This is a genomic window from Mesorhizobium sp. B2-2-4 (assembly GCF_006442375.1).
Classification (GTDB): domain Bacteria; phylum Pseudomonadota; class Alphaproteobacteria; order Rhizobiales; family Rhizobiaceae; genus Mesorhizobium.
This window is the reverse complement of sequence record NZ_VFWB01000007.1, coordinates 169,119-181,901: the sequence shown is the minus strand read 5'-3', so window position 1 is coordinate 181,901 and position 12,783 is coordinate 169,119. Positions and strand designations below refer to the sequence as shown.

At 63.0% G+C, this 12,783-nt stretch carries 15 protein-coding genes; 3 read left to right on the top strand and 12 right to left on the bottom strand.

The annotated features are described in order from the left end of the window. Positions 1–154: 154 nt before the first annotated feature. The 5 genes from FJ959_RS19445 to FJ959_RS19425 form a co-directional block, all read right to left on the bottom strand. A complete protein-coding gene (locus FJ959_RS19445; protein ID WP_140494007.1) occupies positions 155–478 on the bottom strand; it encodes an integration host factor subunit alpha in 324 nt (107 codons plus the stop codon). Positions 479–578: 100 nt separating this feature from the next. Continuing rightward, a complete protein-coding gene (locus FJ959_RS19440) occupies positions 579–1,550 on the bottom strand; it encodes a beta-ketoacyl-ACP synthase III (RefSeq protein WP_140494008.1) in 972 nt (323 codons plus the stop codon). Between the two features lie 9 nt (positions 1,551–1,559). Then, the gene (plsX, locus tag FJ959_RS19435) at positions 1,560–2,630 is read right to left on the bottom strand and encodes a phosphate acyltransferase PlsX (protein WP_140494009.1); all 1,071 of its coding nucleotides are present in this window, start codon (positions 2,628–2,630) and stop codon (positions 1,560–1,562) included. 119 nt (positions 2,631–2,749) lie between these two features. Beyond that, positions 2,750–3,298, bottom strand: a complete 549-nt coding sequence (locus FJ959_RS19430; RefSeq protein WP_140515709.1) for a DUF177 domain-containing protein — start codon at positions 3,296–3,298, stop codon at positions 2,750–2,752. Continuing rightward, the gene (locus FJ959_RS19425; RefSeq protein WP_140494013.1) at positions 3,295–3,843 is read right to left on the bottom strand and encodes a ubiquinol-cytochrome C chaperone family protein; all 549 of its coding nucleotides are present in this window, start codon (positions 3,841–3,843) and stop codon (positions 3,295–3,297) included. Before FJ959_RS19425 ends, FJ959_RS19430 begins: the two co-directional genes overlap by 4 nt. Before the next feature lie 114 nt (positions 3,844–3,957). On the opposite strand from FJ959_RS19425, the gene FJ959_RS19420 reads away from it, so the two are divergent. After that, positions 3,958–4,473, top strand: coding sequence for an outer membrane protein assembly factor BamE (locus FJ959_RS19420; protein WP_140494015.1), 516 nt, complete (start codon positions 3,958–3,960; stop codon positions 4,471–4,473). 243 nt (positions 4,474–4,716) lie between these two features. Here the strand turns inward: FJ959_RS19420 and FJ959_RS19415 are convergent, their stop codons facing one another. Beyond that, complete coding sequence (locus FJ959_RS19415; RefSeq protein ID WP_140521791.1) at positions 4,717–6,858, bottom strand: sodium-translocating pyrophosphatase; 2,142 nt, start codon at positions 6,856–6,858, stop codon at positions 4,717–4,719. Positions 6,859–7,088: 230 nt separating this feature from the next. Continuing rightward, positions 7,089–7,589, bottom strand: coding sequence for a DUF2165 domain-containing protein (locus tag FJ959_RS19410; protein ID WP_140494019.1), 501 nt, complete (start codon positions 7,587–7,589; stop codon positions 7,089–7,091). Between FJ959_RS19410 and FJ959_RS19405 the strand changes: the two genes are divergently transcribed. Continuing rightward, positions 7,561–7,902, top strand: coding sequence for a hypothetical protein (locus FJ959_RS19405; RefSeq protein WP_224519177.1), 342 nt, complete (start codon positions 7,561–7,563; stop codon positions 7,900–7,902). The genes FJ959_RS19410 and FJ959_RS19405 overlap by 29 nt on opposite strands. Before the next feature lie 25 nt (positions 7,903–7,927). Here FJ959_RS19405 and FJ959_RS19400 read toward each other — a convergent pair whose 3' ends face one another. From FJ959_RS19400 to FJ959_RS31845, 5 genes are all read right to left on the bottom strand, one after another. After that, positions 7,928–8,677, bottom strand: coding sequence for an ABC transporter permease (locus tag FJ959_RS19400; RefSeq protein WP_140494023.1), 750 nt, complete (start codon positions 8,675–8,677; stop codon positions 7,928–7,930). Beyond that, complete coding sequence (locus FJ959_RS19395; protein ID WP_140631553.1) at positions 8,674–9,612, bottom strand: ABC transporter ATP-binding protein; 939 nt, start codon at positions 9,610–9,612, stop codon at positions 8,674–8,676. The genes FJ959_RS19400 and FJ959_RS19395 overlap by 4 nt, the downstream gene beginning before the upstream one ends. Continuing rightward, the gene (locus FJ959_RS19390; RefSeq protein ID WP_140631550.1) at positions 9,609–10,772 is read right to left on the bottom strand and encodes an ABC transporter permease; all 1,164 of its coding nucleotides are present in this window, start codon (positions 10,770–10,772) and stop codon (positions 9,609–9,611) included. The genes FJ959_RS19395 and FJ959_RS19390 overlap by 4 nt, the downstream gene beginning before the upstream one ends. A 316-nt stretch (positions 10,773–11,088) precedes the next feature. Next, positions 11,089–12,000 carry an ABC transporter substrate-binding protein gene (locus FJ959_RS19380; protein WP_140515701.1) on the bottom strand — a complete coding sequence of 304 codons (912 nt, stop codon included), beginning with the start codon at positions 11,998–12,000 and terminating at the stop codon, positions 11,089–11,091. Between the two features lie 79 nt (positions 12,001–12,079). Continuing rightward, entirely contained in the window at positions 12,080–12,289 is a 210-nt protein-coding gene (locus FJ959_RS31845) for a hypothetical protein (protein WP_181165181.1), read from the bottom strand. Between FJ959_RS31845 and FJ959_RS19375 the strand changes: the two genes are divergently transcribed. After that, a complete protein-coding gene (locus FJ959_RS19375) occupies positions 12,206–12,778 on the top strand; it encodes an NADPH-dependent FMN reductase (protein ID WP_140494031.1) in 573 nt (190 codons plus the stop codon). The two genes, FJ959_RS31845 and FJ959_RS19375, sit on opposite strands and share 84 nt — an antisense overlap. Positions 12,779–12,783 lie beyond the last annotated feature (5 nt).

Here is a 12,783-nt window from a genome sequence, read left to right as displayed (position 1 = left end):
AGGAGGGGAGCTCATTCCGGCTGCGCGTAACGATCACGCGGAACACCAATCCGGCCATGTTGCCGAATCGGGTCTCATTTCAGCGGTTTGTGAGGCAATATTCAAGCCCGGCATCATCGCAAGGCCTGTTTTCAACCGTGCATTTGCAGCGAGCCTACTTGCCGCCCTTTGCCTTGCCGCTCTGGTGGGAGCGCAAGATGCGGTTCTTCAGCACGTTCGACGACTTGAAGGTCATCACCCGGCGCGGCAGGATCGGCACCTCTTCGCCGGTCTTGGGATTGCGCCCGATGCGCTCGTTCTTGGAGCGGACGTGGAACGTCGCGAAAGACGACAGTTTCACCGTCTCGCCACGGACGATCGCCTCGCAGATCTCGTCCAGCACCGCCTCGACGAGTTCGGCCGATTCAGTGCGCGACAAACCTACCTTGCGGTAAACGGCTTCGGCAAGGTCGGCGCGCGTAAGTGTCTTTCCCCCCATGCGACCGTCCCATCAGCTCAAACATAAAATCGACACAACAGCGGCAGAGCCTAAGTAATTGATCCGGCAAGGTCAAGGACCGAACCGGACCGTTCGGCACTTACCAGCGAAGCAGAACCGCGCCCCAGGTGAAGCCGCCGCCCATCGCTTCCAGAAGCACAAGGTCGCCCTTTTTGATGCGGCCATCGGCAACAGCCACGGAAAGCGCCAGCGGCACGGAAGCAGCCGAGGTGTTACCGTGCAGATTGACCGTCACCACCACCTTTTCCTCAGCTATCCCGAGCTTCCTGGCGGAAGCGTCAATGATCCGTTTATTGGCCTGATGCGGCACGAACCAGTCCAGGTCGTCGGCGGTGATGCCGGCCTGCGAAAACGTCGCCTCGATGACGTCGGTGATCATGCCCACCGCATGTTTGAAGACCTCGCGGCCTTCCATCCTGAGATAGCCGACCGTTCCTGTCGTCGAAGGCCCGCCGTCGACAAAGAGCTTGTCCTTGTGCGCGCCGTCGGAGCGCAGGCTCATCGCCAGCACGCCGCGGTCGGCAATACTGCCGCCCCCTTCGCCGGCTTCAAGAACCAGGGCGCCGGCGCCATCGCCGAACAGTACGCAGGTCGAGCGATCGGTCCAGTCGAGGATGCGCGAGAAGGTCTCCGAGCCGATCACCAGCACGCGCTTGGCCAAGCCGCCGCGAATATAGAGGTCGGCCGTGGTTACCGCATAGACGAAGCCCGAGCATACCGCCTGCAGGTCGAAGGCAAAGCCGTGATGCATGCCGAGCCGGTTCTGGATTTCGACGGCCGTGGCCGGAAAAGTATTGTTGGGTGTCGAGGTCGCCAGCACGATCAGGTCGATGTCTCCGGGTGTCAGGCCGGCATCGGCGAGCGCTGCGCGCGCCGCCGCCTCACCCAGCGAAGCGGTGGTCTCGTCGTCGGCCGCGATATGGCGCTGGCGGATGCCGGTGCGCTGGGCGATCCACTCGTCCGAGGTTTCGACCATGCCTTCAAAGTCGGCATTCTTCATGATGCGGCGGGGCAGCGCGGCGCCCATGCCGCGCACGACTGATCTGATCAAAGTTCTTTCCTATTCCTTTGCGTCGCTGACGACGTCGGATTTCCTAGATGTCTGGGCATGCGGATTGCGCGCATGGAACAAGTCCAGGTCGGCCTCGATGCGGTCGAGCAGATTGTTGCGCACCATATCGTAGCCGAGTTCGATGGCGGCGGCGAAACCATCCGAATCGGCGCCGCCGTGGCTTTTCACCACAATGCCGTTCAGCCCCAGGAAAACGCCGCCATTGGAGCGGCCGACATCCATCTTTTCGCGCAGGCGATCGAACGCGCCCTTGGCGAAGATATAGCCGATCCTGGCCATCAGCGTACGGCTCATCGCCGCCCGCAGGTAGCCGCCAATCTGGCGCACCGTGCCTTCCGCCGTCTTCAGGGCGATGTTGCCGGCGAAGCCTTCGGTGACGACGACGTCGACCACGCCCTTGCCGATATCGTCGCCCTCGACGAAACCGTGATAGTTCATCGAGGCCATATTGGCTTCACGCAGCATGCGCCCAGCCTCCTTGACCTCTTCCTGGCCCTTGATCTCCTCGACGCCGACATTGAGTAGGCCGACACTGGGCCGCGAGACGCCGAAGACCGATCGGGCCATGCCGGTTCCAAGGATGGCAAAATCGATGAGCTGGTGCGCATCCGCGCCAATGGTGGCGCCGACGTCGAGGACCACGCTTTCGCCGCGCAGCGTCGGCCAAAGTGCCGCGATCGCCGGGCGGTCGATGGTGGCCATGGTGCGCAGGCAGAATTTCGACATCGCCATCAGCGCGCCGGTGTTGCCGGCCGAGACGCACGCGTCCGCCGTACCCGACTTGACCGCCTCGACAGCCTTCCACATCGACGATTTCCAGCGGCCATGGCGCAGCGCCTGGCTCGGCTTGTCGTCCATCCTGACGGCCACCTCGCAGTGGAAGAATTCGCTCACACCGGCCAGCTTGGGAAATTTGGCCAGTTCGGGTCGTACGGCCTCCTCCCGCCCGTAGATGACGAAGCGGACGTCGGGACGGCGGGTCGCGACCGTCATGAGCGCCGGAATGACCACGGCTGGTCCGTGATCGCCGCCCATGGCATCGATGGAAATCCTGATCACGCGGTATTCATCTCACGGTTTTGCTTAGGCGGCGGATCGTTTTAGTGATCGCGAAGGTTCGGCGAAAATAGCGGTTTTGGACATTCGCACAACCGACTTTTCCGTCGCGGGTGAGGTTTTCAGGATTTTCCCAACAGCGACCGCAGTTTCTGCTGAAATTCATTCTCCACCGGTTCGGCCTCGCGGCCGGCATCAAGCGACGCACCCGGCTTGCGCGGATAAGGATCGATGGCCAGTCCGAAGAACTGCTCGGCGAGTGCCCCGACATCGATCGTGTCGCCTGAAAAAGTTTCGGGACTGTCAGGTCCATCCGCGTCGAGCAGGATCTCGCCGCCGCCTTCGAATCCCTGTCGTCCAAGCTTGGAATCCTCGGGCAGGAACAGAGCCTCGAATGATTCGTCGATATGCGCCCCGACCGGATCGAGCGTGACGATACAGGCCTGGGTGATGTCGGCCTCGACCCGGCCGCTGACCTTCACGCCATTGCGTTTCCACGGCGTCACCAGGAATTCGGCACGGTAGGCTTCGACCGAGAGCAAGCTGTGCTCTTCGGCGAGTGTCGCGCGCTGGGTGGCGTCGGCCTCGATGACCACCGGCAGGCCCTTCTGCGGCAGGCGGGCGACGTTGGCAAAAAACGATACCGGACTTTGCGGATCGGCGTGCTTCATCGATCTGCCTCCTGGGCGAGCGGAAAGGTCACCGTGCCGGAGACGATCGCCCGGCACGGCTGCGTGGCCAGCCGGTTGCGGGCATCGGCGACATAGTCGGACAGTCGTGACGCTTCCGCCCAGGCCGCGGCGTCGGGCCGGACATTGCGTGCAAGGGCGGCGGTGAGCCCATCATGATCATTGCGCTCCAATGCGTCGTCATAGGCGGCGGTGCGGCCATAAAACATCTTCGCCAGCTTTTTCATGCGCTTGGGCACTCCGACATCGCCAATGCCGAGTTCCCGCAGCGAATGGTCGACGTCGAGGAAAAACTCGTCGATCAGCACCTGCGCGATCTCCTGCGCCACGCCGTCTTCCCCACGCAGCCGGTGCTGGACCAGGAACATGTGCAGCGACAGCATCTCGAAACGCCCAAGCGGCGTGTCCGGCACATTCCAGTGGGAATAAAATACGGTCTGCCGCGCGGCCGCCACGATTTGTGCGTAAAGCGCGTCGGTGATGGCGCGGTTGGCGTGGCGTTCGCGACCAAAAAGGCGCTGGAACATGGGGATGGTCTCCGGGGACCGTTTGTTGAATTGGCCTTGTTGCATCGGCAAGCAAGCTGGTTTACCGGTTTTGCGGCCCAGCGCAAGTTGCGGCGATATAGTGGAGAATTGTTGTTGCGCGCGCTGAATTTCAAGTCGACCTTCTCTTCCAGGCCCGCTGGCGCGATCTCGCTGCTGGCCATCATTGCGGCGCTTTCGGCCTGCAACAGTTCCAAGATGATCGGTGATCTGAACCCCAGCGAAACGCTGACGCAGGGGTATGTCATCGATCAGCAGGCGATCGATTCGGTGCCGGTCGGCTCAAGCCGCGAGCAGGTGCTGCTCGCGCTCGGCACGCCCTCGACGACGGCGACCTTCGACAATGAGGCCTTCTATTACATCTCGCAGACTCGCAAGCGCTATGTCGCCTTCGACAAGCCCCGGCTGATCGATCAGCATGTGCTGGCGGTTTATTTCGGGGCCGATGGGCGGGTCACCCAGATCGCCAATTACGGCCTGAAGGACGGCAAGATCTTCGATTTCATATCGCGTACCACGCCGACTGGCGGCAAGGACCAGAACTTCCTCAGCCAGATCATCAACGGCGCCAGCAAGCTGGCGCCCGGCATTCCCGGCGGCGGCACTCCCTGATCTCAGACCCGCCTCCCCTTGGGGATGGCAGCACCATCTCAGGCGACCAAGAACCCGTGGGAGCGATCCCACGGGTTTTTGTTATCATGGGGCGGGAGAGGCCGGCTCGTCGGCGATGGGCAGACAGCGACGGCAGGACGCGGACGCAGCCGTTGAAATTCGTTTTCCGCCTTCCAAAACCGCCGTCAAATAAAAACCCGCGGGGATTGCTCCCCGCGGGTTTTCAATGTCGAGCTTTGCCGCTCAGCCGTGCGCCAGCACCGCCAGCAGCAGGAGCGCCACGATATTGGTGATCTTGATCGCCGGGTTGACCGCCGGGCCGGCCGTGTCCTTGTAGGGATCGCCGACCGTATCGCCGGTCACCGAGGCCTTGTGCGCCTCGGAACCCTTCAGGTGCTTGATGCCGTCCTTGTCGGTGAATCCGTCCTCGAACGACTTCTTGGCGTTGTCCCAGGCGCCGCCGCCCGAAGTCATCGAGATGGCGACGAACAAGCCGTTGACGATGACGCCGAGCAGAGAGGCGCCGAGAGCCGCAAAGGCCGAGGCTTTCGAGCCCGAGATCAGCAGCACGCCGAAATAGACGACGAGCGGCGCCAACACCGGCAGCAGCGACGGGATGATCATTTCCCGGATCGCCGCCTTGGTCAGAAGATCTACCGCGCGCGCATAGTTCGGCTTGGACGTGCCGGCCATGATGCCCGGGTCGTCACGGAACTGCTTGCGCACCTCCTCGACAATGGCGCCCGCCGCGCGGCCGACGGCCGTCATGGCGATGCCACCGAACAGATACGGGATCAAGCCGCCGAAGATCAGGCCGGCGACGACGTAGGGGTTGGAAAGATCGAAGGAGACCTCGCCCATGCCCTGGAAGTAGGGATATTTGTCGCCATTGGCGGCAAAGAATTTCAGGTCATTCGAATAGGCCGCGAACAGCACCAGTGCGCCGAGGCCCGCCGAACCGATGGCATAGCCCTTGGTCACCGCCTTGGTGGTGTTGCCGACCGCGTCGAGCGCGTCGGTGGAGTGGCGCACTTCCTTGGGCAGGCCGGCCATTTCGGCGATGCCGCCGGCATTGTCGGTGACCGGGCCAAAGGCATCGAGCGCGACGATCATGCCGGCAAGGCCGAGCATGGTGGTGACGGCGATCGCCGTGCCGTAAAGGCCGGCGAGCTGATAGGTCGAGATGATGCCGCCGACGATGACGATGGCCGGCAGTGCCGTCGATTCCAGAGAGACCGCAAGGCCCTGGATGACGTTGGTGCCGTGCCCGGTCACCGACGCCTGGGCGATCGAGTTGACCGGACGCTTGTTGGTGCCGGTGTAGTACTCGGTGATCACGACGATGAGACCGGTCACCACGAGGCCGATCAGGCCGCAGATGAACAGGTTCTTGCCGGTGATGACCATGCCGGCGACAGTGCCGACCTCGCCCCAGCCAAGCGTGGCCGAGGTGGCGACGCCCAAGCCCACGATGGACAACAGGCCGGTGACGATCAGCCCCTTGTAGAGCGCGCCCATGATCGAACCGTTGGAGCCGAGCTTGACGAAGAAAGTACCGACGATCGAGGTCAGGATGCAGGCGCCGCAGATAGCGAGCGGATAGAGCATCGCGGCACTCAGAACCGCGGTGCCGCCAAAGAAGATGGCGCCCAGCACCATGGTGGCGACGACTGTCACCGCATAGGTCTCGAACAGGTCGGCCGCCATACCGGCGCAGTCGCCGACATTGTCGCCGACATTGTCGGCAATGGTGGCGGGGTTGCGCGGATCATCCTCGGGAATACCAGCTTCGACCTTGCCGACCAGATCGCCGCCGACATCGGCACCCTTGGTGAAGATGCCGCCGCCGAGACGGGCGAAGATCGAGATCAGCGAGGCGCCGAAGCCGAGCGAAACCAGCGAGTCGATGACGATACGGTCATTGGGCTGAAGCCCCATGAAATGGGTGAGGATCAGGTAGTAGATCGACACGCCAAGCAGGGCAAGGCCGGCAACAAGCATGCCGGTGATGGCGCCCGACTTGAATGCGATGTCGAGGCCGGCGGCAAGGCTGTTGGAAGCGGCCTGTGCCGTGCGAACATTGGCCCGCACCGAAACATGCATGCCGATGAAGCCGGCCGCGCCCGAAAGCACGGCCCCGATCAGGAAGCCGATCGCGGCGGTGATGGACAGCAGCCACCAGGCGAGCAGCAGCACGACCACGCCGACGATGGCGATGGTGGTGTACTGGCGCGCCAGATAGGCTTGCGCGCCCTCACGGATGGCGGCGGAGATTTCCTGCATGCGTGCATTGCCCTGGTCCGACGCGAGGACCGAACGTGTCGCCCAGATGGCGTAAAGGACAGAAAGCAGGCCGCAGGCGATGACGGCGGAAATTATGGTCATGCCGGGTTTTCCTCGATTGCTGGCCCAAAAGAACCCCTCCCTGGGCCGTTGAGACAAAGACGGAATCCCGTGCGCGGAATCCCCCTCTTCGCAGCGGTGTATGCGAAACAGGGCCGCGAACGTCAAGATATTGTTCGGTTTTTGCCCGGCTTTCGCCCAAAAGAGCCAGACGGCGGCAGGTGTCGCCATGCCGCTGCTGCTTTATATCGATTGAAATCACGGATCAGCACTCAGGTTTGGCGCAGATCACCGTCTGGCTGGATGACGAAGATCAGCACCGCCAGCATGGTCATGTAGAACATGAATGCCTTCTGCTGGCCGTTCCAGATGCTCGATTGCCACATGGCGAACCACTCGCCGCCCACCACCATAAATCCAAGATACCAGATCAGGAATCCCATCGTCGCGGCGATAACGGCGAATTTCTTGGCATCGTTGAAAACCTCTCCGCTGGCATTGCGCGCTTGCCACAGGTTCCAGGCCGCGATCAGGTAGAGCAGACAGGTCAGCGCCTCGCCGGCGATGATGAGCCAGTAGCCCGTCGTCCATAGCGAGGGGTTGGTGATCGAGCGATACATCAGCGCGTTGCCGGGAAAGGTCGTGTCCATGCTCAGCACGTGCTGGACAAAGGCGAAGTTTGAGCCGTAATCGGTGACGTTGCCGAAAGCGACAAGAAAGGCGAAAGCCGCCAGACAGAGACACATGACGATCTTGGAGAAGCGCAAGGTCATGGCAAGAACTCCTGCTGAAGGATCGGGGCATCGGCCCAATCAATCGCCGAGTCCCGAAGATCGCGCAACTGGCAGGCGGGTGTTGATTACGCTCACGGCCAGCGCAAGACATTATGCCGGCAAGCAAGTCATCGCCGAACCCATCGAGGCGCTCCAGCTCGGCAGCGATTGCGCCGTGGGTGATCTTGTCTCGCTCGTGAAAGCCGGCACACAACACGACTTTGCCGTCATCTGCCGCCGCTGGATCTGCAAAGAGCAAGGCATCGAACTCGAACTGACGCTCGACCACCCTGCCCGTTCAAGTGGACGTTGAAAGATCGGAGCACCGGGACAGAAGCCTACTCGGCCTGGCGCCCCATGCGCCGCGCGGCATAGCGTTCGACCGCCGACAACCCATCATAGATCAGCACGGCCAAGGCGGCGACGATCAGGCCGCCCTGCAAGATGAAAGCGAGATTGTTGGACAAGAGCCCGGCAATGATCACCTCGCCCAATGTCTTCGCTGCAACCGTCGAGCCAATGGTGGCGGTGGCCAGGCTGATAACCACCGACAGCCTTATGCCCCCGAGGATGACCGGCGCGCTGAGCGGCAATTCGACCTTCAGCAGCCTTTGCCAACCGGTCATGCCGGCACCGCGCGCCGCTTCCATGACATTGCCGGGCAACGTCGTCAGGCCGGTCAGCGCGTTCTCGAAGATCGGCAGCAGACCATAGAGGAACAATGCGATCAGCGTCGGCTTCTCGCCGAACCCGACCGCCGGCACGGCAAGCGCCAGCACCGCCACCGGCGGGAAAGTCTGGCCGATATTGACCAGGCTGCGTGACAGCGGCAGGAATTCGGCGCCGGCAGGCCTGGTGACCAGGATGGCGAGCGCGACCGCCACGATGGTGGCGGCGAGCGTGGCGATCAGCACGGTGCGCAGGTGCAGCAGCATCAGCGTCAGCAGGCTACCCTGATTGTAGATCACCGGCGCGCCGTTCTCGGTCAGCGGCTTGAGCAGCGGCTCGAACCAGCCGGGACTGGTGACGAAAGCGACCAGCAGCACCACCAGCGCAAGCCTGAGCAGCAACGGCAGCCAGGCTTTCATGCCGGCCTCGCCGCACGCTTCACCAAGCCGTCGACGGTAACGCGACCGAGCGGCTTGCCGTCGGCATCCTTGACCGGCAGCGCCGGGCGGCCGGACCAGAGAAGTTCGGCCAGCGCGTCGCGCTGGCTGGCGTCGCCAGGAATCGCCTCACCTTCCGCCGCGCCCTTTTCGACTGCGTCGCGCACGCGGCCGAGCGACAGCAGCCGGAACGGTTTTTCGCTGGCGCCGACCAGGGTCTCGACGAAGCCGCTGGCCGGCCTCGCCAGTATCTCCGCCGGCCTGGCATATTGTACCAGCTTGCCGGCATCCATGACGGCGATCTTGTCGCCCATATGCACGGCCTCTTCCATGTCGTGGGTGACGAGGATGATGGTGGTGCCGAAGCGCCTCTGGATCGCAAGAAGGTCTTCCTGCGCCTTGGTGCGGATTATGGGGTCAAGCGCGCCGAACGGCTCGTCCATCAACAGCACGTTGGGTTCGGCCGCGAGCGCGCGGGCGACGCCGACGCGCTGCTGCTGGCCGCCGGAGAGCTCGTGCGGGTAGCGCGGGCCGTAGGTCTGCGGGTCGAGCTGATAGAGCGTCATCAGTTCGTCGACGCGCGCCTTGATGCGATCCTTATCCCAGCCAAGCAGCACCGGCACGGTGGCTATGTTCTGCGCCACCGTTCGGTGCGGGAACAGGCCGTGGCCCTGGATGGCGTAGCCGATGCTGCGCCGCAGCTCGTAGCCGGGCACCGAGCGGTTGTCGGCGCCGTCGAGCTTGATGACGCCGGAAGTCGGCTCGACCAGCCGGTTGATCATGCGAAGCAGCGTCGTCTTGCCGGAGCCCGAGGTGCCGACGATGACGCAAAGCGTGCGGGGCTCGATGATCATCGAGACTTCATCGACCACCGTGGTCGCATCGTAGCGCTTGGTAATGCCTTCGATCTCGATCATGCGGGGTCCGCCCTGCGCTTGGTTGAGGTCATTTCGATCACCGCGTCGAGAATGATGGCAGCAGCGAAGGCGAGCGCAACCGTCGGCACGGCGCCAAGCAGCACCAGGTCCATCGCGGTCTGGCCGACGCCCTGGAACACGAACACGCCGAAGCCGCCGCCGCCGATCAGGGCGGCGATGGTGGCGAGGCCGATGTTCTGCACAAGCACGATGCGGATACCGGTGAGGATCACTGGGAAGGCCAGCGGAAACTCGACGCCGAACAGGCGTTGGCGATCGGTCATGCCCATGCCGCGCGCCGCGTCATTGGCGGCACGCGGCACACCGGCAAGGCCGACCACGGTATTGGCGACGACCGGCAGCAGCGAATAGAGGAACAGCGCCACGAACGCAGGTGCCGTTCCGATGCCGCGGATACCGAGCGCGGCCGCTCCCGGCACATGCGCCGCCACCCAGCCGAGCGGTGCGATCAGCAGGCCGAACAGCGCGATCGAGGGAATGGTCTGGACGATGTTGAGCACGTTGAGCACGCCGGCGCGCAGGCGCTCGACGCGATGGCACAGGATGCCAAGCGGCAGGCCCAGTATCACCGCCGCCGCCAGCGAACCAAGCGCCAGCGTGACATGTTTGGCGCCCTCGGCCCAGAAACTGTCGGCACGGTTGAAATATTCCTTGAGGATCGAAAGGCTGTCCCAGGATCCCGATATCAGCAGCAGCCCGATGGCGAGCGCGGCAACGACAAGCACGCCAACACGTGACCAGGGAGACAGGTTCATTCTCGTCAGCACGTCGGCCAGCAGGAGGGTAAAGGCGAAGATCAGCAGCCAGAACCCGGAGGCGGGCGAAACGCGCGCGAAGGTATTGCCTGCCGGGGTCAGGAATGTCCCGGTGACGCCGATCAACAGCGCGAGAGCCGCCAGCGTGATCACGCTGGCGGCAAGGCGCAGGACGAGCGGCGTTTTCAGCAGCGCGACAAGCGCGGCTGCGACAACGATGGCCAAAAGCAGCGGGCCGGCCATTGCCGGAAGTGCCTCAACGATCGAGCGCGCCTGGCCGGGCACGATGCGATTGGCGCGGAACGTGGCGAAAGGAGCGGCGAAAGCCGCGTAGGCAGCGATCGCGGCGATGACCAAGCCGAGCTTGTCGAAGCGGAGGGTCATGGCTGTCCCTCAAAGGGGGAAATCTGCCACGAGGTACACAGTTGGCTGGCGACTGGCGAAAGCCGACGCGATTTCCGATCTCCCCCCTTGCGGGGGAGATGGCCGGCAGGCCAGAGGGGGGTGTGAAGGATCGCCAACTTTCGAGCGTCGGCTTGTTCGAAAACGGTCCTGTCCGAGCGCGCAGCTGTGACGAGTTGAGAGGTCGGCGGGACAGCACCCCCCTCTGTCCTGCCGGACATCTCCCCCGCAAGGGGGGAGATCGGCAGCTTCCAGAGGGGGGCGCCTCGCACCAGCATCACGGTCAGCTAAGCGCTGACTACTTCAAGAACCCGTTCTTTTTCAAAAAGTCTTCCGCCACACCCTTGACCGGCTCTCCGCCGACCTGGACGCGGCCGTTGAGTTCCTGCAGCGTGATGAGGTCGAGCTTGGCGAAGACCGGCTTCAACAACGTCTCGATCTCGGGATGCTCCTTCAGCACCGCCTCGCGGATGATCGGCGCCGGCTGGTAGACCGGCTGCACGCCCTTGTCGTCGTCGAGCACGACCAGCCCGGAGGGCGCGATGCCGCCGTCAGTGCCGTAGACCATGGCGGCGTTGGCGCCATTGGTCTGGTTGGCTGCCGCCGCGATGGTCGCGGCCGTGTCGCCGCCGGAGAGCGTGATCAACTGGTCAGGCTTCAGCGTGAAGCCGTAGGTAGTCTGGAACGCCGGCAGGGCCGCGGCTGAATTGACGAACTCGGCCGAGGCCGCGAGCACCACCTTGCCGCCGCCGGCGACATATTTGCCGAAATCGGACAGGGTGGCGAGCTTGTTGGTTTCGGCCACCTCTTTGCGCAGTGCGATCGCCCAGGTGTTGTTGGCCGGCGACGGCGACAGCCAGACGATCTTGTTGGCGTCGTAATCGAGCTTCTTGGCCGTCTCATACGCCTTGGCGGCGTCCTTCCAAACCGGGTCGTCGGTCTTCTCGAAGAAGAAGGCGGCATTGCCGGTGTATTCGGGATAGATGTCGATCTCGCCGGCGGTGATCGCCTTGCGCACCACCGGCGTGCCGCCGAGCTGGATGCGGTCAGTGGTCTTGATGTTGTTGGCGTTGAGGACGAGCTGGATGATATTGCCTAGCACGCCGCCCTCGGTGTCGATCTTTGAGGAAACAACCACCTGAGCATTCGCCGATGCCGCCGTGATGCCGAGCGCGAGCGCCGCGCCAGCCAGAAGCTTGATTGAAAACATTGTGAAAATCCCTTGCTGTGAACCGGAATTCGGTGCCGCATATGAGCACGGCTCCAACGTCTCGTCGGGGCACACGGTTTCATAACAAGTGGTACAGACGCAATATTTTTGTTCGGAAGGCCAATTGCGACGCGACGCTGGCGATCTGCTGCCATCTGGCGGATAATGCGGTGAGGGTGCGGGTGGCAAACACGGAGAGCGTGTCATGGCCATACACAAAGTCGGTTACCTCATCGGCAGTCTTGCCCGGGAATCCATCAACCGCAAGCTCGCGAAGGCGCTCGTTCAACTTGCCCCTCCCGAACTCGACATGACCGAAATCGCCTTCAAGGATCTGCCACTGTACAGCTACGACTATGACGCCGACTTCCCACCGGCAGCCCGGGATTTCAAAAAGGCAATCGCCTCCGTCCAGGCCGTATTGTTCGTCACCCCGGAATACAACCGCTCGATCCCTGGAGGATTGAAGAACGCAATCGACTGGGCCAGTCGGCCCTACGGCAAGAATTCGTTCGCGCGCAAACCGTCGGCCGTCATCGGAACATCGCCGGGCGCCATCGCGACCGCCGTCGCCCAACAAAGCCTTCGAAGCGTTCTGAGTTTCTGCAATTCGCCCCAGATGAATGCGCCTGAAGCCTACATACAGTTCACGCCGGGGCTGATCACCGACGACGGCGAGGTGACGGTCGAATCCACTGAGGACTTCCTGCGCAACTACATGGCTGAGTTTCACATGTTCATAGCGCGAGTGCTTCAGGTTCTGCCGCCGGACGCATAAATTCA

Coding starts and splice junctions, on each gene's coding strand:
- FJ959_RS19425 (WP_140494013.1), bottom strand. CDS start 3,843: ATGTTCCAGCGCCTTTTTGGTCGCGAACGCCACGCCAACCGCGCCATC.
- FJ959_RS19445 (WP_140494007.1), bottom strand. CDS start 478: ATGGGGGGAAAGACACTTACGCGCGCCGACCTTGCCGAAGCCGTTTAC.
- FJ959_RS19395 (WP_140631553.1), bottom strand. CDS start 9,612: ATGATCGAGATCGAAGGCATTACCAAGCGCTACGATGCGACCACGGTG.
- FJ959_RS19405 (WP_224519177.1), top strand. CDS start 7,561: ATGACGATCTTGGAGAAGCGCAAGGTCATGGCAAGAACTCCTGCTGAA.
- FJ959_RS19375 (WP_140494031.1), top strand. CDS start 12,206: ATGGCCATACACAAAGTCGGTTACCTCATCGGCAGTCTTGCCCGGGAA.
- FJ959_RS19410 (WP_140494019.1), bottom strand. CDS start 7,589: ATGACCTTGCGCTTCTCCAAGATCGTCATGTGTCTCTGTCTGGCGGCT.
- FJ959_RS19415 (WP_140521791.1), bottom strand. CDS start 6,858: ATGACCATAATTTCCGCCGTCATCGCCTGCGGCCTGCTTTCTGTCCTT.
- FJ959_RS19380 (WP_140515701.1), bottom strand. CDS start 12,000: ATGTTTTCAATCAAGCTTCTGGCTGGCGCGGCGCTCGCGCTCGGCATC.
- FJ959_RS19430 (WP_140515709.1), bottom strand. CDS start 3,298: ATGAAGCACGCCGATCCGCAAAGTCCGGTATCGTTTTTTGCCAACGTC.
- FJ959_RS19400 (WP_140494023.1), bottom strand. CDS start 8,677: ATGAAAGCCTGGCTGCCGTTGCTGCTCAGGCTTGCGCTGGTGGTGCTG.
- FJ959_RS19390 (WP_140631550.1), bottom strand. CDS start 10,772: ATGACCCTCCGCTTCGACAAGCTCGGCTTGGTCATCGCCGCGATCGCT.